Origin of the sequence: Exiguobacterium sibiricum 7-3 (assembly GCF_000620865.1) — a bacterium.
Lineage (GTDB): Bacteria > Bacillota > Bacilli > Exiguobacteriales > Exiguobacteriaceae > Exiguobacterium_A > Exiguobacterium_A sibiricum_A.
Genome location: NZ_KK211190.1, coordinates 2,331,448 through 2,351,612 on the forward strand (window position 1 = coordinate 2,331,448; position 20,165 = coordinate 2,351,612).

The 20,165-nt window shown below is 45.3% G+C and carries 18 protein-coding genes; 7 read left to right on the forward strand and 11 right to left on the reverse strand.

Features of this window, described 5'->3' with window-relative positions; genetic code table 11:
• Positions 1–13 precede the first annotated feature (13 nt).
• Entirely contained in the window at positions 14–1,150 is a 1,137-nt protein-coding gene (locus P402_RS0113080) for a DUF445 family protein (protein WP_026829102.1), read from the reverse strand.
• 70 nt (positions 1,151–1,220) lie between these two features.
• Here P402_RS0113080 and P402_RS0113085 point away from each other — a divergent pair, with 70 nt between their 5' ends.
• From P402_RS0113085 to P402_RS0113105, 5 genes are all read left to right on the forward strand, one after another.
• Positions 1,221–2,054 carry a PucR family transcriptional regulator gene (locus P402_RS0113085; RefSeq protein WP_026829103.1) on the forward strand — a complete coding sequence of 278 codons (834 nt, stop codon included), beginning with the start codon at positions 1,221–1,223 and terminating at the stop codon, positions 2,052–2,054.
• Between the two features lie 122 nt (positions 2,055–2,176).
• Positions 2,177–3,283: an ABC transporter ATP-binding protein gene (locus tag P402_RS0113090; RefSeq protein WP_026829104.1), complete on the forward strand. Its 1,107-nt coding sequence runs from the start codon at positions 2,177–2,179 to the stop codon at positions 3,281–3,283.
• A gap of 163 nt (positions 3,284–3,446) precedes the next feature.
• Entirely contained in the window at positions 3,447–4,208 is a 762-nt protein-coding gene (locus P402_RS0113095) for a transporter substrate-binding domain-containing protein (protein ID WP_026829105.1), read from the forward strand.
• A complete protein-coding gene (locus P402_RS0113100) occupies positions 4,208–4,855 on the forward strand; it encodes an amino acid ABC transporter permease (protein WP_034770010.1) in 648 nt (215 codons plus the stop codon). Before P402_RS0113095 ends, P402_RS0113100 begins: the two co-directional genes overlap by 1 nt.
• A gap of 141 nt (positions 4,856–4,996) precedes the next feature.
• On the forward strand, positions 4,997–5,185 hold the full coding sequence (locus P402_RS0113105; RefSeq protein WP_014969669.1) for a hypothetical protein: 189 nt from the start codon (positions 4,997–4,999) through the stop codon (positions 5,183–5,185).
• Positions 5,186–5,263: 78 nt separating this feature from the next.
• On the opposite strand, the gene P402_RS0113110 is transcribed toward P402_RS0113105, so the two are convergent.
• Both P402_RS0113110 and P402_RS0113115 read right to left on the reverse strand, forming a co-directional pair.
• Positions 5,264–6,160: an aldo/keto reductase gene (locus P402_RS0113110; protein WP_026829106.1), complete on the reverse strand. Its 897-nt coding sequence runs from the start codon at positions 6,158–6,160 to the stop codon at positions 5,264–5,266.
• 157 nt (positions 6,161–6,317) lie between these two features.
• Positions 6,318–8,054 carry a phospho-sugar mutase gene (locus tag P402_RS0113115; RefSeq protein WP_026829107.1) on the reverse strand — a complete coding sequence of 579 codons (1,737 nt, stop codon included), beginning with the start codon at positions 8,052–8,054 and terminating at the stop codon, positions 6,318–6,320.
• Positions 8,055–8,159: 105 nt separating this feature from the next.
• On the opposite strand from P402_RS0113115, the gene P402_RS0113120 reads away from it, so the two are divergent.
• Positions 8,160–8,975: a sulfurtransferase gene (locus tag P402_RS0113120; RefSeq protein WP_026829108.1), complete on the forward strand. Its 816-nt coding sequence runs from the start codon at positions 8,160–8,162 to the stop codon at positions 8,973–8,975.
• A 34-nt stretch (positions 8,976–9,009) separates the two neighbouring features.
• Here the strand turns inward: P402_RS0113120 and P402_RS0113125 are convergent, their stop codons facing one another.
• From P402_RS0113125 to P402_RS0113140, 4 genes are read right to left on the reverse strand one after another with little or no spacing between them, the layout of a single operon-like run.
• Complete coding sequence (locus P402_RS0113125) at positions 9,010–11,436, reverse strand: glycogen/starch/alpha-glucan phosphorylase (protein WP_026829109.1); 2,427 nt, start codon at positions 11,434–11,436, stop codon at positions 9,010–9,012.
• A 28-nt stretch (positions 11,437–11,464) separates the two neighbouring features.
• Positions 11,465–12,916: a glycogen synthase GlgA gene (gene glgA, locus P402_RS0113130; RefSeq protein WP_026829110.1), complete on the reverse strand. Its 1,452-nt coding sequence runs from the start codon at positions 12,914–12,916 to the stop codon at positions 11,465–11,467.
• 14 nt (positions 12,917–12,930) lie between these two features.
• Positions 12,931–14,031 carry a glucose-1-phosphate adenylyltransferase subunit GlgD gene (glgD, locus tag P402_RS0113135; RefSeq protein WP_026829111.1) on the reverse strand — a complete coding sequence of 367 codons (1,101 nt, stop codon included), beginning with the start codon at positions 14,029–14,031 and terminating at the stop codon, positions 12,931–12,933.
• 13 nt (positions 14,032–14,044) lie between these two features.
• Positions 14,045–15,205, reverse strand: coding sequence for a glucose-1-phosphate adenylyltransferase (locus P402_RS0113140; protein WP_026829112.1), 1,161 nt, complete (start codon positions 15,203–15,205; stop codon positions 14,045–14,047).
• Between the two features lie 205 nt (positions 15,206–15,410).
• Here P402_RS0113140 and P402_RS0113145 point away from each other — a divergent pair, with 205 nt between their 5' ends.
• Positions 15,411–17,186, forward strand: coding sequence for a transglycosylase domain-containing protein (locus tag P402_RS0113145; RefSeq protein ID WP_026829113.1), 1,776 nt, complete (start codon positions 15,411–15,413; stop codon positions 17,184–17,186).
• Between the two features lies 1 nt (position 17,187).
• On the opposite strand, the gene P402_RS0113150 is transcribed toward P402_RS0113145, so the two are convergent.
• The 4 genes from P402_RS0113150 to queG all read right to left on the reverse strand — a co-directional run bounded on the left by P402_RS0113150 (position 17,188) and on the right by queG (position 20,093).
• Entirely contained in the window at positions 17,188–17,754 is a 567-nt protein-coding gene (locus P402_RS0113150) for a DUF5366 family protein (protein WP_026829114.1), read from the reverse strand.
• 243 nt (positions 17,755–17,997) lie between these two features.
• Entirely contained in the window at positions 17,998–18,471 is a 474-nt protein-coding gene (gene trmL / locus P402_RS0113160) for a tRNA (uridine(34)/cytosine(34)/5-carboxymethylaminomethyluridine(34)-2'-O)-methyltransferase TrmL (protein ID WP_026829115.1), read from the reverse strand.
• A gap of 1 nt (position 18,472) precedes the next feature.
• A complete protein-coding gene (locus P402_RS0113165) occupies positions 18,473–18,958 on the reverse strand; it encodes a methylated-DNA--[protein]-cysteine S-methyltransferase (protein ID WP_026829116.1) in 486 nt (161 codons plus the stop codon).
• Positions 18,948–20,093, reverse strand: coding sequence for a tRNA epoxyqueuosine(34) reductase QueG (queG, locus tag P402_RS0113170; protein WP_026829117.1), 1,146 nt, complete (start codon positions 20,091–20,093; stop codon positions 18,948–18,950). The genes P402_RS0113165 and queG overlap by 11 nt, the downstream gene beginning before the upstream one ends.
• Positions 20,094–20,165: the final 72 nt, after the last annotated feature.

The window sequence follows — 20,165 nt, forward strand, 5'->3', positions numbered from 1 at the left end:
CCCTCCAATTTAGTTAAACGATAAGAAGTATCGCTTGTATCATTCCAATTAAACCACCTAATAGTCCCCCAAGCCAAGTGATAGCCCGGAATTCTCTTCTTGAAATCGACAGGACGATTTCTTCCAGATACGCGGTATCCAGTAAATCGACTTCTTCCCGAACAATCGTTTCGAGATCCAGTGTCGCCATGATTCGCTCGACTTGTTCGACCAGGCGGACCACCACTTGTTTAGAAAGCATCGGAACCATTTCTTGACTGATCCGGACTTCAAGCGGTTCCAGTAGTTCACGTAATTCCGTATCCAATAATTTCGTCAATGGAATACGCGTTAAGATTTCTGATTTCATTCGCTCGATGAGTTGTTGTTCCGTCTCCGCTCCAAGCAGTTCTTCAACCGGCCGCTCTAGTAACGCACTGATTTCTTGTTCGACCATTTCACTGATGAACTGGTGTGTCGACTTTCCTTGTATTACCCGTTTGAGTTCCGGTTGAATCATTTCCACGAGATTGACATTAGCCAGCAACATCCCGAACATGCCTCCGCCTAATTTACTTTGAATGAACTGAGCGACCGTTTCTTCCAGTTTCATTTTCCCGGCTGGACTGTCAAAATACTGTTCGGTTTGCCGAAGTAATGTCTCGACAATCCCAGGAATCGCTGTCTTGATTTTTGTCGTTCCGCCATCCCCGAGGACTTCTGATAACCGCGCTGTTTTAACCGAAGCAGCCATCGTTACCAATTCCTGATCAATCCGATGCTCCATTTGATGTTGTAATTTACCTTCCGGATTCGTGACAAATCGTTCGGCAATTTCACGAATTGTTTTCGCCGAGCGCGTCCACTTCTGTAACTCCTGCTGAATCATCCGGGTAATTGCCTCGTATACGACCGGCTGCTGAAGCCGCTTGCTGATTCCTTCCGGAGTTAATAAATGTTTGACGACCGTTCGCCCGAGATTCGCCGCTAGTTCGTCACGACGTTTTGGAATTAGTCCCGGTGTAAACGGAATTCGGTACTTTCCGATATACTTTGCTTCAAGCGGACGAAATAACATCCGGATTGCGAGATGATTGGTGATTGCCCCAATCAATGCTCCAATGATGATCATTCCAATCATCTTTATAACTAAATCAACTTCTACTTGCATAGATCCTCGTTCCTTCCGATTTTGGTATTGTGGTAAAGTCTTAGTAGGACTTTTTAGGGAGGCGCCTTGTATGTTACATCAATTAACCGTCTTATTTAAGGATCATCTCTCCACCGATCCTACCTTGTACTGTACCGATAAGTATACCGTATATCAGTTAGCCGATGGACTGCGTTTCGGGATTGAAAATATGGTTCTCACTCCTCGTGAACTGGATTTGCTCGACCTGATTGCAGAACGGGTCGTTACGTCTGATTCCGATCAGATTGTCACGTGGCGTCATCGGTTGGAACAACAGCACAGTGAAGAAGCAGACCCGTTTCGGATGATTCATTTCTTATTTGAACAACTTGACGTCCGGACCGGCGAAGATTTGCAACAACTGCTGACTTCTTTTTTTCATCCGTCGAGTTGGATCATCCCGTTAACATCCAATCGTCTTGTCGTCATTGAACGGGAAGAGTCTGTCACAGAAAATGATTTACATGATTTTTTTACAGCTCTCCAGTCTGATTTTCTGATGGACGGCAAGGTCTTGATCGGCCAACAACGAAAATCCGGAGACCTGGCAGCTCAATTCCGGTTGGAGCAGGCTGCTTTACGTGAACTTCCCTTATTACACATTGAACGGTTCCTGCCTGCCCTGATGCGGTTGACGTTACTGTCGACAGATATCCGCGACGATTTGATCGAACGGTTCATCACACCGCTCGAACGCGAATCACGCGAGACGATCGATGCCTTTTGCCGCGCCAACTTAAATGTTTCACTGACGGCTAAGCATCTCTTTTTACATCGAAACAGTCTTCAGTACCGGCTCGACCGACTGACGGAACAGACGGAAATCGATATCCGGTCGTTCGAGGGTGCGATGTTCCTTTATACGCTTCTTCTTGTAGCATAGTGACCAAATGATAACGTTTACATTCTGGCATGTTGTCCATATGATTTTCGTACCAGTTCTCCTATACTAAGTCTTGTAAGCGTTATAGTAACCGATTACTTAATTTACAGGAGGATGTACACATGGCAGATATTCGTCTTGAGCATATTGATAAAGTTTATTCAGGAACAGCAAAAGCAGTGGATGATTTTAACCTTCATATTAAAGATAAAGAATTCATCGTCTTCGTCGGACCATCAGGTTGCGGTAAATCGACGACATTACGAATGATTGCCGGCCTCGAAGAAATTTCAGGCGGAGATTTCGTCATCGATGGAAAACGCATGAACGATGTGGCGCCTAAAGATCGTGATATCGCGATGGTCTTCCAAAACTACGCCCTCTATCCACATATGAACGTATATGACAACATGGCATTTGGTCTGAAACTTCGGAAGTTCCCGAAAGACGAAATCAAACAACGTGTCGACAATGCAGCACGTATTCTCGGACTCGAAGAATATTTGGAGCGTAAACCGAAAGCCCTCTCTGGTGGACAACGTCAGCGTGTCGCAATCGGCCGTGCCATCGTCCGTGATGCGAAAGTCTTCTTGATGGATGAGCCGCTCTCGAACTTGGATGCTAAACTACGTGTTCAGATGCGTAAGGAAATCATCCAGTTGCACAAACGTCTTGAAACGACGACGATTTACGTGACGCACGATCAGACGGAAGCGATGACCCTCGCGACTCGAATTGTCATCATGAAAGCCGGACTCATTCAACAAGTCGGAACACCAAAAGAAGTATACGACCACCCGGACAACATGTTCGTTGCTGGTTTCATCGGTTCTCCGTCAATGAACTTCCTGACAGGTAAACTCGCGGAAGACGGTCTCTTCCATGTCACGGGTACAGAAGAGAAATTTGAAGTTCCTGAAGGTAAGATGAAAGTCCTGCGCGAACGTGGCTACACAAGTAAAGATCTTGTTCTCGGAATCCGTCCGGAAGATATTCATGCTGAGTTGATCTATCAAGATACACAGACAGCTCACCGTTTCCCGGCACACATTGAAGTATCTGAGCTCATGGGAGCCGAGTCTTACCTCTATTCAAAAGTCGGTAACCAAGCGTTCACAGCACGTGTCGACTCGCGTTCACACGTCGAGATGGGTTCAGATTTAGACCTCTTCTTCGACATGACAAAAGCGCATTTCTTCGATGCAGCAACAGAAGCAACAATCCGTTAATCTTTAAGAGTTCAGTAACCGCAATCAGGCTGTCCATTCATGGGCAGTCTTTTTTATTGACAGACGTTCCTGTAACTTTGTATGATACTGCTTGTAGTCTTAAATTAATCCTATTCGAAAACTAGGAATTGAAATCATTTATTCATTAAAAGGAGAGAGCGCTATGAAACACGGACTAAAGCTAGCAGTAGCAGCACTATCAACAGCGGGGGTGTTAGCGGCGTGCGGCGCTTCTAACGAAGAAGCAAACAAAGACGAAAAAATCGTAACGGTCGGAACAGAAGCAACATACCCACCATTTACGTATAAAGAAAAAGGCAAACTGACAGGTTATGATATCGATGTCATGAATGAAGTCGCAAAACGTGCCGGCTATAAAGTCGAGTACAAAGCGATGGACTTCAAAGGATTGATTCCAGCACTTGATTCAAAACGAATCGACGTCATTGCCAACCAAATGGGGATCACAGATGAGCGGAAAGAAAAATATGCGTTCTCTGATGCCTACACGGTTTCCGGTTCAACGATCATCGTTAACAACAAAACAAATGACATCAAGACACTTGACGACTTAAAAGGAAAAACAGTCGGTTCGACACAAGGCTCACTCTATGCGAAAACAGCGGAAGAAGCCGGTGCGAAAGTCAAATACTACAAAGGCGCAAACCAAGTCTTGAAAGATCTTGAAGCAGGTCGCGTCGACGCTGCCATGAACGATCGTCTGTTTGTCCTGACAGAACTTAAAAAAGCAGGATACAAAGTAAAAGCTGTCGGTGAGACGTTTGACAAAAACGAATCAGGTCTGATGATGGCGAAAAACAGCAAGTATGCAGAGGACTTCAACAAAGCACTCGCAGAGATGCAAAAAGACGGCACACTCGCAGATCTTGGGAAAAAATACTTTAACGAGGACATCAGTAAGTGATGGAATTGTTTACAATCGTCCGCGATAATGCGGACGTTTACGGAAAGGCGATTGGCACTACACTTCTTGCAAGTGGATTTGCCATCGTCTTTGCGCTTTTTCTTGGTCTGATTCTTGCCGTCATGCGGGATAGTCGCTTTGCCGTCTTAAGCGGCTTCGCACGATTGTATGTTTCATTTTTCCGAGGAACGCCACTGTTACTGCAAATTCTGATTTTATACAATGGTCTCGTCGTTCTTCAACTGACCGGCTTCCAAGCGTTAGCATTTGGTCTGTCGCTTCACTTCTCGGCCTACATCTCCGAATCGTTCCGAGCAGCGATTTCGTCTGTTGATCGCGGACAATGGGAAGCTGCGGATTCACTCGGAATTCCACGCCGGAAGACGTTTAAGGATGTTATCCTCCCACAAGCTCTTTCACGTGCCATTCCTCCCCTGTCGAACTCGGTTATTGATATTATCAAATCGACTTCACTCGGGACAATCGTAGCCGTTGAAGAACTGACTTATGTGTCTGATCAGATTTCAGCAACAACCTATCTTGTCATGCCGTTATTGCTGTTTTCAGCTGCGATTTATTGGATTATGTCCACATTAATTCAAGGTGTTCAACATCGTCTCGAAGCACGATTCAGTATTCCGGAATAAAATAAGTACACTTGGAATCGTTACACATTCCAAGTGTTTTTTTTAATCTTTTTCAGGTTTAATACTAGCCAACACGGGAATAATCAAGTATACTAATAAAAATCAGAATTATCTGATAACTTTAAAAGGAGCGTGGCCGAGATGAAACAAGTAATTGAAGCTTTCCGTAGACAAGATGCAGAGCAGCGGATTCCAGTGCTACGCCTCGAAATCGATTATGAGCTCAGTACGCTCTTCGATGCTATCCAAGTCAGTGATCAAGCAGCTGTTGTCGCTAGTAAAGAACGTTTAGATAAATATCGCCAGGAAATGCTTCGTCTCGAAGCATAACCCTATAGATACTCCCATCTCAACTCCCCCTTGAGATGGGACTTTTTTTGTACAAAAAAATAGCCCGAAGGCTATTTTTCAATCGACATCCCGTCCACGGGAAGCTTTTAAGATTTCAAACCATTGTTCACGTGACAGTTCGAGACGCGTCGCCCGGACAGCAGATTCGATCCGCTCAATTTTTCCTGAACCGACGATTGGCATGATGCGCGCCGGATGTTTGAGCAACCAGGCATAGGCTACTTCGTCGATTTCTTCCGCTCCGATGTCACGTCCGATCTCCTCGAGTTTTTCACGAAGCGGCGCAAATTGTTCTTCTTTGAACAATCGTCCTCCGGCAAGCGGACTCCATGCCATGAGCGGCATTTCATTTTCGTGGCATAAATCAACCGAACCGTCTTCAAAATGCTTCAGTTCCGCGACAGACAGCTCAAGCTGGTTCGTGACGAGCATAAACGGCAGTCGTGATTGAATCAAACTTTGTTGAGCCGGTGTATGGTTCGACAATCCAAACGTCCGCACTTTTCCGGATTCTTTTAATTCGACGAATGCTTCGGCTATTTCGTTTGGATCCATCAATGGATCGGGACGATGAATCAGTAATGTATCGATGTAATCGATACCCAGTTCCTTTAATGAACGGGTCGCCTGCTCAATGATATGCTCTTTTGTCGTGTCGTAAAATGAAAGTTTTTGATCCGAGAAATGATTTCCTTTCATTTTGATACCGGTTTTTGTGACGATTTCCATCCGTTCACGTAATTCAGGTTTCAGCGCCAATGCTTCACCAAACAGTCCTTCATTCGTATAATCACCATAAATATCGGCATGGTCAAATGTCGTAATTCCTAATGCTAAGCATTGTTCAATTAATTCGAGTCGCTCCTGTGCCGTCATGTTCCATTCATTCAGACGCCATAGTCCATGAATGATTTTCGAAAATGAAAGTTCTTCTGTTAATTGTACGCGTTCCATGTGTATCCATCTCCTTTTTCTCTATCGTGCTTCATCGTTCACTTTACATGAATTTGAGAACGGTTGCACGGGTTACGACCTTCTTAAACAAATATACAAAAAAACTGGCAGAGACAGATGATCTCTTTGCCAGTTTTCGTGTTCCCGGTTTATCCGATTATTGAATTTGCTCGACTTCCTGCATCACTTCATCTTCAATCAACTGACGTTTGCGTGTTGTCTCTGCGGCGTCCGGTGATGTCACACTGAAATAGAACTTGATTTTCGGTTCTGTTCCAGATGGACGAAGGCAGAACCACGAACCGTCTTCTAACGTAAATTTCAAGACGTTTGATTTCGGCAGATTGATTGGTGATGGCTGATGTTGTATCAAATCATGCGAGATGCTGGCATCATAATCTTCAAATAAGACGACCTTTTCACCTGCCACTTGTTTTGGCGGATGCTCCCGGAATGTATCCATGATCCGGCCGATTTGTGCTACACCGTCTTTACCTTTCAGCGTCAATGAACGAAGCGATTCTTCAAAGTAGCCGAACTGCTCATAGATAGCTTGTAATGCCTCATACAGCGTCCGTCCTTCTTTCTTGTGATACGCTGTCATCTCAGCAGCAAGCAAGCAGGCCTGGACAGCATCCTTATCACGGCAGAAGTCCCCGATCAAGTAGCCATAACTTTCTTCATAACCAAACAGATATTCATATTCCCCGGATTCATTGTATTGCTTGATTTTTTCACCGATAAATTTAAATCCTGTTAATGTGTTTTCAACGTGTAAGTCGTAATGTCTTGCAATCAAAGCTCCAAGTTCCGATGTGACAATCGTTTTCGCTACAAAACCATTTTTCGGCAATGTACCCTGAGCTGATTTTTGTGACAAGATGTAATCAAGTAGTAACGCACCTGTCTGGTTTCCTGTGAGGACGACCCACTCTCCGTCCGCATCACGTGTCGCAACACCAACACGGTCGGCATCCGGATCCGTCGCAAGTAACACATCCGCATCGACACGATCTCCGTACTCGATCGCCAATTTAAACGCCGCATGCTCTTCCGGGTTCGGGGAAGAAACTGTCGGGAACGCACCATCCGGCTTCGCCTGTTCTTCGACGACCGTCACATGCTCAAAACCATAATTCTTTAATCCGACCGTTACAGGCACAAGACCTGTGCCATGAAGCGGAGTAAAGACAATTTTTAAAGGTGCTGTTAACTCGTCTTGAATCGTTGGTAAAACACGAATCGTTTTTAATTGTTCTTGATACGCGTCATCCAGCTGTTCTCCGACACGAACGATTAATCCATTCGCTCGCAATACTTCTTCCGCTTCAAGTTCGATTGAAAGTTCATCCTCGACTTGATCAACGTAAGAGACAAGATCATCCGCTTCTTTTGGCGGTAATTGGCCACCGTCGTTCCCATAGACTTTATAACCGTTATATTCCGGTGGGTTGTGACTCGCCGTAATGACGATTCCGCCTGCTGCACGGAGTTCACGCACGGCAAATGACAGTTCTGGTGTTGGCCGGAGTCCATCAAACAAGTACGCTTTAATCCCGTTACTGGCAAGCGTCTTCGCTGCTTCTAACGCAAACTCCGGAGAGTAGTGACGGGAGTCATGTGCGATGACGATACCTTGAGCGACTGCTTCCGCTCCTTCTGCCTTAATAAAGTCAGCAAACCCTTGTGAGGCTTTACGGACAGTGTATACATTCATCCGGTTCGTCCCGACACCGATTTCACCACGCATACCACCTGTCCCGAATTCCAACTCTTTGTAAAAGGCTTCTTCGGCTGCTTTGTCATCTGCCGCAAGTGCCGTCAATTCTTCTTTTAATTCAGTTTCTAATCCCGAAAACTGATTCCATTTTTGGTAGGTCTCTTTCCATGACATGTAGTGTCCACTCCTTTAAGTTTGTTTGTACAAGATGTTTGTTACGACTTGCGATAAAACGGTACCTTTCATATGATTACTTTAGAAAGGGTCAAGGTGATGTTTATGTTTCCAACCATTCAAATGACAGACTTACAGCAACTTGTCCATACGGATCAGATTCGCTGGTTTGATTGTCGCTATGATTTGCAGCAGCCCGATTATGGTCGTGACGCTTTTAAGGAAAGCCATGTCGAGGGCGCACAGTATTTAGATTTATCAACTGATTTATCAGGACCACGTTCCGAAACGGGCGGACGCCATCCATTACCTTCAAAAGAGCAATGGATTCGTACCTTGGAGTCACTCGGGGTCCAGCGCGATGATTTCATCGTTCTTTATGATGATGGCTTCCCTTATGCAGCACGTGCCTGGTGGCTTTTTAAATGGGCCGGGCATGAACGTGTCGTCGTCCTTGAAGGTGGACTATCATCTTATCTCGCATTTGATTTTCCCGTGAGTTCAGAATCTGCTGTTTTTGAAAAATCGACTTATCGAGCCGACTTTAAAGATGACATGCTGATTCAATATGAAGAAGTTAAAAATCGTCCGGCAGACACCTATCTCGTCGATTCCCGGTCACCTGATCGATTCCAGGGTCAAAACGAAACGATTGATTCCATTGCCGGTCACATTCCGGGTGCTGTGAATTGTTTCTTCGAAAAGGCGATTTCGCCAGACCGCCGCTTGAAAGATGCGGAAGATTTGAAGGAATTGTACGCTGAGCTGCTCGAAGCGGAGTCTCCGATTCTTTATTGCGGCAGTGGCGTGACTGCTTGCGTCAATGTCCTAGCCTTGCACGCTTTAGGGAAAACAGATGTCCGGCTCTATGCAGGTTCTTACAGCGACTGGATCAGCCAAACGGATGAGGTCGCACGATAACGTACACGAAAGTCCGATTCTCATCGGACTTTTTTTAGATTTGAACCGGTTTGATGTTCCATATGGCATTGGCATATTCTTTAATGGTCCGGTCGCTCGAGAAGACACCCGATTTCCCGATATTCATGATGACCATCTTATACCATTTTTCAGGGTCCTGATACGCACGTCCGATTCTTTCCTGCGCTTGTTGGTACGATAAGAAATCTTTTAGAATCAAGTATTCATCATTGTACGTCAGCAGAGAATCATAAATTGCCTGGAACTCACCTGTCGGGAAAAGCGATCCGTCCACGAGTCCATCAATCACGCGACGAAGTTCAGGTTGTGCACTGTATTGATCGTAAGCGCTGTATCCACCATATTTTTTGTAGTTCATGACTTCTTGTGGGGTCAGTCCAAAAATGAAGATGTTTGAATCCTCCACCTCATCACGAATCTCAATGTTCGCACCATCCAGTGTTCCGACCGTCAAGGCTCCGTTCATCATGAATTTCATGTTGCCGGTTCCTGAAGCCTCATAACTTGCTGTCGAAATCTGTTCACTGACATCACTTGCCGGGAAAATCTTTTCTGCAAGCGAGACACGGTAATTCTCAAGGAACACCACTTTCATATAAGGACTGACGTCCGGATCCGAGTTAATCAGTTTAGCTAAAGAATTGATGTAACGGATGACTTCTTTGGCATAATGATAGCCAGGAGCCGCTTTTGCACCGAAAATAAAGGTCCGTGGTGTCATCTGGAACGATTGATCTTCTTTTATACGGTAGTACAACGAATGAATATGAAGCGCGTTAAGTAATTGTCGTTTATACGCATGAAGCCGTTTGACTTGCACATCAAAAATCGAATGCGGATCTACAACGATTCCCGTCTCATTCTCAATCAACTCTGCCAATTCCTTTTTACTCGCTAGCTTAATTGCCTGGATATCCTGTTGAAGCGTGGTATCCTCTGCGAATTTCGTCAGCTTTTGTAAATCAGACGGATGATTGATCCAACTGTCCCCGATTGCTTCCGTTACACGATTCGCAAGTGCCGGATTCGATAATAGGAACCAGCGCCGATGTGTGATTCCGTTCGTTTTATTATTGAAGCGTAGTGGGAACATCTCATAAAATAACCGCATTTCGCGTTGCTTGAGAATTTCCGTATGGATTTGAGCCACACCGTTCGTCGAGTGGGTACCGACGACCGCTAAGTTTGCCATATTGATCATCCCGTCCGCAATAATGGCAATTTCACGCATGTTCGCTTCCAGGTGCGGATAATTATCAAGGACATCTTTACAGAATCGACGGTTGATTTCTTCAACGATGAGATAAATTCGCGGTAATAGATCACGGAACAGATCAACCGGCCAGCGTTCCAAAGCTTCTGAAAGCAATGTATGGTTCGTAAAGGACATGACACTTTTCGTAATCCGCCATGATTCTTCCCATGAATATTCCTCTTCGTCAATCAATATCCGCATCAATTCAGGAATCGCAACAACCGGATGCGTATCATTGATATGGATCGCGATTTGATTTCCTAAATGCTTCAGCGACGTATTTCGTTTTTTATGTGACAACAAGATACTTCGGAGTCCTGCCGAGACGAAGAAGTACTGCTGCTTCAGACGTAATACTTTTCCTTCATGTGTCGTATCATCCGGATATAAGAATTCAGAAATCGTCTGAATTGCTTGTTTGTGGCTTAGTAAGTCTTTATAGTTGCCGCGGTGTTGGCTCAACAGTTCATCGTCGTCATACGGTGATTCAGCACTCCACAGACGTAAGTTATTGACGATACCGTTCTGATAACCGACAATCGGCATGTCATAAGGAACAGCACGAACGATTTCTGCCGGTTCGTGATGGACACGATACTTACCGCCTTCGACTTCCTCGAGCCAAACGTTTCCTCCGAATGGAATATCGACCGCTTTGTCTGAACGACGGATTTCCCACATGTTGCCGTTCTTCAGCCAGTTATCCGGAAGTTCGACTTGGTAGCCATCGATGATTTTTTGTTTAAACAGTCCATATTGATAACGGATACCGTTTCCATGCCCCGGTAAGCCGAGTGCTGCGAGTGAATCGAGGAAACAGGCCGCTAAACGACCGAGTCCTCCATTCCCAAGACCCGGTTCCGGTTCTTCTTCCGTCAAATCAGCCAAATCATAGCCGAGTTCTGAAAGACCGCTTCGCACCTCTTCTAGTACATCGAGACTCAACAGGTTATTGTAGAGGAATCGACCAAGCAAAAATTCAAGTGAAAAATAATAGACTTGTTTACTTTTTTTATGGATGTAAGTTTCTTTCGTTCGCATCCAATCCGTTGTGACATATTCCCGCACCATATAGGCTAACGTTTGGTACACATCATTTTCCGTTGCATCATCGAGCGCTTTACCATGCATGGAAATAAACCGTTCATTAAACCTCTTCTTGAACTTCTCTTTGTCTTGGAACATCTAAAAACCCCATTTCCCGTAATCCCATTTAGTCAACAGACGGTGCGATTAAACGATAGAGCGCCAAATATTCATCAGCAGATCGAATCCAGCTAAAGTCTTCTTGCATCGCTGTCTCGATCAGATGTTTGAATACAGGTTTATCATGATACGTCTCGATCGTCCGTTTGATTGCATCAAGGAACTCTTGCGCATTATAATTCGAGAACGAGAAGCCATTTCCCTCTAAAGTGAACTGATTAAATGGTTGGACAGTATCGCGCAAGCCGCCGGTTTCTCGAACGACAGGCAACGAACCGTACTTCATCGAAATCAATTGACTGAGACCACATGGTTCGAAACGTGACGGCATCAAGAACGCATCACTGCCGGCATAAATACGTTGGGCGAGTCCGACATCAAAACCGATGTATGAAGCTACCTTGTCGGGGCGAATCGTTGACGCATGTTGGAACAATCCTTCATACTCCGCTTCCCCTGAACCAAGAATGATGAACTGCGCATCGAGTTCAAACAGGTCAGGCAGGATATGGGCGAGCAAATCGATTCCTTTTTGATCGACAAGACGCGAGACGAAGCCAAATAACGGAACATCCGGATCGACCGGTAGTCCAAGTTCCTGTTGTAAGGCGGCCTTGTTGGCTGCTTTGCCTGCTTCAGCAGTCTGAACATCGTAGTTTTCCACTAAATATTCGTCTGTGTCCGGACTGAACTGTCTGTAATCGATTCCGTTCAAAATTCCGCGGACGTCGACGGCACGGTGTTGCAAGACTGGTTCTAGTGTTTCCCCATAGTATGGATCCATGATTTCATCCCGGTAAGACGGGCTGACAGTCGTAATTTGATTGGCATGGACAAGACCAGCCTTCATATAGTTGACGAGTCCGTTATGGGCAATTCCGTCTGCTGTGAAGTGTTCGTGACTGAGACCAAGCAGATCACCTAGTACTTCTTCCGGGAATACACCTTGATATTGCAGGTTATGGATTGTAAAGACCGTTTTGATTTCCTGATAACGGTTGAGATGCTGATAATGAATCCGTAAGAAAGCCGGTAAGACGCCGGTTTGCCAATCATGACAATGGATAACATCCGGTACTTCCTCTGCATCAACACGCTGAATCATTTCAAGGACCGCTCTTGAGAAGTACGCAAAACGCTCCGCATCGTCATAATGACCATAAATTACGCCATCGCGCTTGAAGTAGTATTCATTGTCGATGAAATAAAACGTCACACCGTCTTGTTTTAGACGCAAGACTGCTCCAAATTGCTGACGCCATCCGACCGGGACGATGAAATCAAATAAAAATTCCATCTCCTGTTTGTATTGTTCTTTAATTTGACCGTAGTTCGGTAAAATAACCGAAACTTCCGCACCCTCTTCAGCAAGCGCTAAAGGGAGCGAGCCGACGACGTCAGCTAGCCCCCCTGTCTTGATGAATGGTGTCGCTTCTGTGGCAGCAAACCATACCTTCATAATGACATCCCCTTTTAAACGATTGTTTGTTTCTTGATGACAATCGGTTCTTCAGCCGTTCCACGGATGACTTGTCCGCGTTTCACTGTTACCTCTTTGTCAAGGATCGCGTATTCAACGACTGCGCCTTCTTCGATGACTGATTTTTGCATGATGATCGAGTTTTTAATACGCGCATGTTTTCCGACTTTGACACCACGGAAGAGGATGCTGTCCGTTGCCGTCCCCTCTAACTTACATCCGTTCGCGACAAGTGAATTCTTGATTGTCGATCCTGGTAAGTAGCGAGTCGGTGGTTCATGCTTGATTTTCGTGTAGACATGCTGGAAGTCATTGATTGCTCCCCATTGTTCGAGTAACAACATGCTTTCACGGTAGTACGAACGAAGGGAATGAATCACTTGCGATGTACCTGTGTACTCATAACCATGGACATGAAGTCGGTTTAATTGAGAACGAATGATGCTTTGCAACAAATCATATTCCCCGCGGCCAATTGCTTCGTCAACGAGACGGACGAACAAGTTTTTTGACAGGACAACTGTTTCCATGTAGAACGTCTCATCCGATGGTTCATATCCACGTGAACCAATTGCCGTCACACGGTTTTGTTCACTGAAACGAATCGGACGGCAGTAGTTACAAGGCAAGTCGCGCTTTGTATAAACGACTGTAATATCAGCATTGGACGCTTTATGTTCACGTAACACATCACGATAATCAACAGCGGATAAAATGTTTGATCCTGAAATCACGACATAGTTCTCTTTACTGCGTAAAAAGAAGTCGCGGTGTAAATGGAAGTTTGATAGATCCCCACGGAATTCATGGGCATCTTGTGATAAAGCCGGCGGGAAGATGTATAATCCGCCGTTTGACCGGTCCAAGTCCCACTCTTTGCCGGATCCAAGATGATCCATCATGGCGCGGTATTTTTCAAGTGTAAAGACACCGATATTCGCAATCTCATTTTGAACCATGTTCGTCAACGTGAAATCGATGAGTCGGTAACGACCTGCGAATGGTACGGCAGCCAAGTTGCGGTGTTCCGTCAATTCTTTAAAGAATCCTTCTTCACCGCTCAGATTGATGACTCCTAATAAATCTGTTTTCATCGGTACTTCCCCCTTATTGGATCGCTTCTTTGATGACTTCGTTTTTTGGAATGATACTGTTCGCTTCGATAACGAAGACTTCGCCGTTCGGTGTTCCGATTGTTGCCCCGTCTTCTACGACGACACCGTCTGCGAGAATCGCCCGGTGAATCGTAACGTCTTTACCGATCTTGACGTTCGGGAAGATGACCGAATCCTTCACAAGTGAACCTTCTGCGACGTCAACGCCGTAAAAGAGAACCGAATGATTGATTTCGCCTTCGATGTGGCATCCTTCGTTGATGATTGAAGTATCAATCGAAGCATTGTTCCCGATATATTGTGGTTGTTGGTTTGGATTGACAGAATGTACTTTCCAAGACGGTTCGTACAAGTCGAACTCCGGATCCGCTGCAAGTAAGTCCATGTTGGCTTCCCAAAGCGATTGGATTGTTCCGACGTCTTTCCAATATCCCTTGAATTTGTAGGCACGAATGTTTAAGTTTTCAAATAACATGTTCGGAATGATATTTTTCCCGAAGTCAAAGCTTGATTCTGCGTCCCCGGCATCTTGAATCAAATGACGTTTCAAGATATCCCAGTTAAAGACGTAAATCCCCATCGAAGCCAGGTTCGATTTCGGATTTTCCGGTTTTTCTTCAAATTCATTGATTCGAAGATCTTCGTCCGTATTCAGGATACCGAAGCGCGGTGCCTCTTCCCAAGGTACTTCTCGAACAGAAATCGTGACGTCTGCTCCCCCTTGACGATGTTCCTCGATCATTTTTTCGTAATCCATCTTGTAGATGTGATCCCCTGACAATACAAGCACATAATCTGGATCGTATTGGTTGATGTAACTCATATTACGGTAGATGGCATTCGCCGTTCCTTCATACCAGTTTTTCCCGTTTTGGGCTTGGTATGGTGGCAGGATCGTTAATCCACCGTTACGGCGGTCAAGATCCCAGGCACTTCCGATTCCAAGATAGCGGTTTAGTTCAAGTGGTTCGTATTGCGTCAAGACTCCTACTGTGTCGATTCCTGAGTTCGTACAGTTGGATAACGGGAAATCGATAATCCGATATTTCCCTCCAAACGCGACCGCTGGTTTTGCAGTGTGTTTCGTAAGTGCTCCTAGACGTTTTCCTTCTCCGCCAGCAAGCAACATCGCGACGACATTCTTTTTAGCCATTTCGTCCCCTCCAGTTTGTGCTCTTTTTTTACATCAATCGTTTGTTCTAATTTATACAGATACTCTTATATACCCACCTTTTCTCTTTTTAATATAACATTCCTGCAAAATAGGTTTATTAAAATACAAATTTCTTAAATTTTTCTACTGTTTTCTCCATAAAACACCGATAATAGGAATGAAATGCCGTTTGAAAGGAGTTTTCATGAGAATCACGACCGGATATGCTTTAGTCTTGGCTTTAGCTTTTAGTTTAGTACTAACACTTTTTTCAGTTCGTAATCAGTTGGATCTTGCCCAGGATTTGTTCAGTTGGGCAGATCAAAAGACGACTGATCGTCCCCTTGCTTCCTATCAACCGATTACTGTCACGTATCAAAAAGAGCGCCTTGAACTCTATGACGGGTTACGTCGAGATGATTTGATGGCAAGTGCTTTACCACCAAAGGTCGAGCAAGCTTTCATCGCGATTGAAGACCGACGATTTTATCAACACGATGGCTATGATATCACCGGTATTTTGCGAGCGTTTACAGAAAATCAGTCCGGTGACAGTAAAGGTCAAGGCGGAAGTACCATCACCCAGCAACTGGCACGAATGACGTATCTTTCCACAGAGAAAACCTATACTAGAAAAATAAAAGAAATTTTAATTGCAATGGAATTGGAACAAAAATATTCTAAAAAAGAGCTTTTAACAGCGTATGTCAATCAAGCCTACTTTGCCAATAATATTTATGGCATTGAGCTCGCAGCGAAATCTTATCTTGGAAAACATGCAAAAGATTTAAGTTGGGCGGAAGTCAGTTATTTGGCTGCGATTCCAAACAATCCGTCCCTTTACAATCCATTACGGTTTCCGAACAATACGAGCAAACGTCAACAACGTATTTTAAAGGCCTTGCAACAGACAGAGGACATCCCAAACAAAGTCTCGAAGCAGTCCGTTAACGTTTCGTTTCATAAGCCGACCATCCGGTATCCCGATTACATCGATGCCAGCGTGTCGGAAGCAATCCGCCAAACAGCTGCTTCAAAAAATTTGAGCGTGTCACAGGCTGAACAGTATTTACATCAGCACGGTGCTGTCATTCAGACGTATCTTGATCCCGCAGAACAGACTCGGGCCAAAAAAGCAATTCAACAACTCCCCCAACCGCTTGAAGGCGCTTACGTCGGAATCGACGGGGAAACACGCGGTGTGACGGCACTTGTCGGCAATAAATCCAATGTGCCGGGTCAGCTCAATCGGGCGGTTCAGTCCTACCGCCAACCCGGATCAACATTGAAACCATTACTTGTTTATGGTCCCTATCTTGAAAAGACGAAAAAAACATTAACGAGCCGATTGGACGGAAGCCCGGTTTGTTTTGACGGGTATTGTCCGCAAAACAGCAGCAACCGGATTCTCGGAAGCGTAACGATTGCCGATGCGATTGCTTACTCCTATAATACACCGGCCTTACGCGCTTTTGCTGTATCGTTCAATGAAGGGTTGAAAACCATCCGACCGTTCCGGTTCAGTCAATGGACCGAGGAAGATAATTCATACAACAGTGCGCTGGGCGGATTGAAATACGGTGTCAGTCCACTCGAATTGACGAATGCCTACACGACGTTCGTCAATGACGGACTCTATAGTCCATCCTCGATGATCCGCACCATCACGACGGATCAAGGCACACTTTACCGGCATTCGATGACAACGGACCGGATCTGGTCAAGTCGAACAAACCAGTTACTGCGCAAAGGGCTCCACAACGTCATGACGTATGGTACAGGACGATTGGGTTATGATCCAACCCCTGCCTATATCGGAGGCAAAACCGGTACGACAAACGAAAATAAAGACATGTGGTTTGTCGGTATAAAAAACCAACACGTCGGGGGAATCTGGCTTGGGGCGGATATTCCCCGTGCCTTCCCGAACGAAGCGAACGGTACATTACAGGTCAGGACGTGGGCTTCGATCGTCCGATGACTTATTTCGGGAACAAGACGGCTTGTCCAAGCGAATTGAACAAACTTAGTCCGACCCAGGTCAGTCCGGCCAGTAACAGGCCCCACGCCAAAAAAAGAAATACGACTAATCCGATGGCTCCTGCAGATGAGGTCATTTTACTGATTTGAAAAACGTAAAAGAAAAAATAGATTAAAAAAGAACTGGCCAGTACGAGACAAACCAACGGAAACGATGTCATGAATGCAAAACTGATGCATCCTCCGATCAACAGGAGGATACTGCCGGGACGTAACATGCTCAAAGTCGTTCCCACCTGTTCTTTGATGAAAAACGCAAACCCAAGCTGATTAATCGTATCTGAAATCAGTTTCAGCGAACTGAAAATCATGAAATAAATGATTAAAAAGCCGAGCCATACGAGTAACTTCGTGTTACGTGCACTAAGTATTTGTAGTAGCTCGTCGTATACCCCGACGTCATTTAACCATGTCAGTGCAAGCTCTGATGTAGCAATCGCAAGAGACGTACTGAACAGCAGGATGCTGATCAGCGGGGCATAACTTAATAAGTAGACGTTCGTCCGCATTTCGAATCTCCATTCATAGAAATTTCATATGTAGCACACAATTACACTAACAAGTATACTATAATAGATTATATCGGTTATTGAGACTAAAGGGGGAAGCAAAAATGGCATTTATTTTAATGGTAGGCGTTAGTCTCGCTTTCTTGACAGCGATTTTCACTGCAGGCTACAACAAAAAACCTGAAGGTAACGAATAAAACAAATCCCCCTGCCCGTATATTCGGGTCAGGGGGATTTGTTGTTTTACAGAAGATTCGCATATCCTTGTTGCCGCAGTGCTTCATAAACGATGATTGCCGCTGTGTTCGAGACATTGAGCGAACGAACAAGATTCGATTGCGGAAGGCGGATACAACGATCCAGATTCTCATCGATGACGTTTAACGGCAATCCTTTCGTTTCGCGTCCGAAAACGAAAAAGTAGTCTTCTTCAACGTTTGACAAATCCACTTGGCTTGGATATTTTTCGCCATACTTCGTGATATAGTAGAACGTCCCATCCGGATGTTTATCCCATAACTCTTCCAACGAATCATGATATCTTACATCAACGAACTCCCAGTAATCAAGACCTGCCCGTTTCAACTGTTTATCATCCGTTGAAAATCCAAGTGGCCGAATTAAATGTAAGACTGAATGCGTCGCTGCGCATGTCCGTGAAATGTTACCTGTATTTTGTGGAATTTCTGGTTGATACATGACGACGTGAATAGCCATATTAATTCTTCTCTCCTAACTCATGCGCAAGCAGCGCTTCTTTATGGGCAATGCCGCTGGCAAAACCCGTCATTTTACCGGTTGTCCCAATAATCCGGTGACATGGATAAATCAAAGCGATGGGATTCCGATTCAAGGCGCCACCGACTGCACGTGCCGCCTTGTCGGAACCAATCATTCGTGCAAGTTGTCCATAACTCGCTGTCTGTCCGAACGGTATCAATTTTAACGCTTCCAAGACACGTTGCTGGAAAGCAGTAACCTCCAGCCGGCAAGGAATGGTATTCAATGCTTCCGGCTGTCCTTGTTCATATGCGTTAAGCGCGTCGGCTAGAAAACCGGGCAACGGTGCCTCATAATAAGCAGCTTCATCAAGATGTTGCTTCAGACGATTCATGTCATGTCCAAAATCGAGATAGACGACTTCCTCTTCTTCCCACCCGATGACCAGCTCGCCAAACGTATATGTCAGTTTTTTATACGGCATGCCCGCTCCCCCATTCCTCAAGCAAACGATTCCCTTCCACTTGAACATCTTCCGCTAAATCAGTCAACAGCCGCCCTTGGATATAGACTTCCGCTTCTTGACCGGCAATCCGACCGATTGCCCAGATGGCAAGGGCTCGCATATCTTCTCGCTGATCGGTTTCAGCCATTACTCGTAAAGCCTCGAGTGCCGTCCGGTCTTGATAATGAACGAGCGCACAGACGGCATTACGTTGAATTGGTTTTTTTCCGCGCCATGCACCCGATAATGAACCAAACCGTGTTTTAAATTCACGATTACTAAGGGAGAGCAACGGAATCAGTAACGGTTTGACCTGTTCCGGATCAGGTTGCAGTTCGCTGTGTTGTGTCGCATGTTTTTTCCGGTTGTATGGACAGACTTGCTGACAGGTATCGCAACCGTATAACCGATTTCCTAAAGCATATCGGAAGTGTTCAGGAATCAGTGTCTTCGTTTGTGTGATGAAGGAGATACACCGTTTTGCATCGATGACACCAGGTTCAATCAGTGCATCCGTCGGACAAGCATCGAGACATTTATTGCACGAACCACACAGTTCTTCTACAGGTTCGTCCGGCGGAAGATAACAATCCGTGATCAGTTCACCGAGATATAGATAAGAACCGTGCTCTTCACTGATGATGGAACAGTTTTTTCCGCTGAATCCAATACCGGCTCGTTCGGCGACCGCACGATCGACCAGTTCTCCCGTATCGACCATCGAACGCGATCGGGCTCCCGGGTTCAGCTCTTGAATTTTTTCTTCCAGCAATGTCAATCGCTGCTTCAGAGCCTGATGGTAGTCCAGTCCCCAAGAAGAACGTCCAAAAATCCCGCGCCGTTCTCCTTCTTTTCCACGCGGAGCATCTTTGAGCTTACTTGGATAAGCGACGGCGATTGCGATAATGGAGACGGCATCATCCAGCAACAGCGTTGGTGTCGTCCGCCGTTCAAGATCAGGCTCTTCAAATCCAGAAGCATACCCTTTTTCTTGTTGTTGAATGAGACGCTGTTTCATCACTAAAAAAGGATCAGCTGTCGTAATACGGAATTCATCAATACCAATCTCTTTGGCATACATCTGCAATTCTTTTTTCAACAATTCCCACTGCATCGTATCTCTCCTTTCGCTTGTTTATCTCCATGCTAAACAAAAAGAGCAAAGTGTCAATTAAAAACGACACGT

Bases quoted from the DNA above. Each gene is read 5' to 3' on its own strand.
- P402_RS0113080 (WP_026829102.1), bottom strand. From the start codon at position 1,150: ATGCAAGTAGAAGTTGATTTAGTTATAAAGATGATTGGAATGATCATC.
- P402_RS0113085 (WP_026829103.1), top strand. From the start codon at position 1,221: ATGTTACATCAATTAACCGTCTTATTTAAGGATCATCTCTCCACCGAT.
- P402_RS0113090 (WP_026829104.1), top strand. From the start codon at position 2,177: ATGGCAGATATTCGTCTTGAGCATATTGATAAAGTTTATTCAGGAACA.
- P402_RS0113095 (WP_026829105.1), top strand. From the start codon at position 3,447: ATGAAACACGGACTAAAGCTAGCAGTAGCAGCACTATCAACAGCGGGG.
- P402_RS0113100 (WP_034770010.1), top strand. From the start codon at position 4,208: ATGGAATTGTTTACAATCGTCCGCGATAATGCGGACGTTTACGGAAAG.
- P402_RS0113105 (WP_014969669.1), top strand. From the start codon at position 4,997: ATGAAACAAGTAATTGAAGCTTTCCGTAGACAAGATGCAGAGCAGCGG.
- P402_RS0113110 (WP_026829106.1), bottom strand. From the start codon at position 6,160: ATGGAACGCGTACAATTAACAGAAGAACTTTCATTTTCGAAAATCATT.
- P402_RS0113115 (WP_026829107.1), bottom strand. From the start codon at position 8,054: ATGTCATGGAAAGAGACCTACCAAAAATGGAATCAGTTTTCGGGATTA.
- P402_RS0113120 (WP_026829108.1), top strand. From the start codon at position 8,160: ATGTTTCCAACCATTCAAATGACAGACTTACAGCAACTTGTCCATACG.
- P402_RS0113125 (WP_026829109.1), bottom strand. From the start codon at position 11,436: ATGTTCCAAGACAAAGAGAAGTTCAAGAAGAGGTTTAATGAACGGTTT.
- glgA (WP_026829110.1), bottom strand. From the start codon at position 12,916: ATGAAGGTATGGTTTGCTGCCACAGAAGCGACACCATTCATCAAGACA.
- glgD (WP_026829111.1), bottom strand. From the start codon at position 14,031: ATGAAAACAGATTTATTAGGAGTCATCAATCTGAGCGGTGAAGAAGGA.
- P402_RS0113140 (WP_026829112.1), bottom strand. From the start codon at position 15,205: ATGGCTAAAAAGAATGTCGTCGCGATGTTGCTTGCTGGCGGAGAAGGA.
- P402_RS0113145 (WP_026829113.1), top strand. From the start codon at position 15,411: ATGAGAATCACGACCGGATATGCTTTAGTCTTGGCTTTAGCTTTTAGT.
- P402_RS0113150 (WP_026829114.1), bottom strand. From the start codon at position 17,754: ATGCGGACGAACGTCTACTTATTAAGTTATGCCCCGCTGATCAGCATC.
- trmL (WP_026829115.1), bottom strand. From the start codon at position 18,471: ATGGCTATTCACGTCGTCATGTATCAACCAGAAATTCCACAAAATACA.
- P402_RS0113165 (WP_026829116.1), bottom strand. From the start codon at position 18,958: ATGCCGTATAAAAAACTGACATATACGTTTGGCGAGCTGGTCATCGGG.
- queG (WP_026829117.1), bottom strand. From the start codon at position 20,093: ATGCAGTGGGAATTGTTGAAAAAAGAATTGCAGATGTATGCCAAAGAG.